Genomic DNA, 711 nt, shown 5'->3' with positions numbered 1-711 from the left:
CAATCAGCCCTTGCTCTTTTGCGACAGAGTAGAGCACGTGACGGCTTTTCAGCAAAGTACTCAACGCACTCAAACGGTCTTTAAGCATGGTTGATACGGCAATATCTTGCAAAAACGGGTTCATCTTCGCCGTTTCTTGAATCAACATGCTGGTGTGTGCGACGTACGTTGTTGGAACGAGCTTGCTTACGCCAAAACCAAGGATAGGTAGCACAAGCATCGGAACGACAATCATATAGCGACGTCGCCACGCGCCATGCAGTAATACGCTGATGTTTTCTCGTAAATCGCTCATAGTGCCCTCACTAATTTCTCAACTTGGTCTGCTCTTGCTTCCCAGCTTTGTTGTTGGACATAAGATGTAGAGCCGTTTGGTGGTGGCAGCAGGTGACTTAGGCTGGCACACACGTCTTCGACGTCGGAGACGATGTGTAACATGTGTTTGTAAGGCATCAGAGCCGGAAATGGCGTGCTAATAACGGGCGTACCCGTTGCTAAATACTCCAAAAGTTTGAGCGGGTTACACGCTTTGATTTGTGCGTTGTCGACAAACGGTAGCCAACTTGCGTCCCAGTGTTGGGAATAGCTTGGCAATAAATGATGCGCGCGAGGCCCCAAGTAATGAACGTTATCTCTCTGTGGTAATGGATTGTGGGCAAACTCATTCGGCCCAATAAAAACCAAATCCCAATCCGGTGCGTTTTGGGCGAC

At 48.8% G+C, this 711-nt stretch carries 1 protein-coding gene and 1 pseudogene; both read right to left on the bottom strand.

What is annotated here, in order from left to right:
* Positions 1-295: pseudogene (locus tag R7R78_RS26285) on the bottom strand (chain-length determining protein); the annotation flags it as partial.
* On the bottom strand, positions 292-711 hold a 420-nt coding region (locus tag R7R78_RS26280), incomplete at its 5' end, for a glycosyltransferase (RefSeq protein WP_225474631.1). The gene R7R78_RS26280 and the pseudogene R7R78_RS26285, both read right to left, overlap by 4 nt.

The organism is Vibrio sp. 2134-1, assembly GCF_033339495.1.
This window is presented reverse-complemented; position numbering and strand designations above follow the sequence as displayed.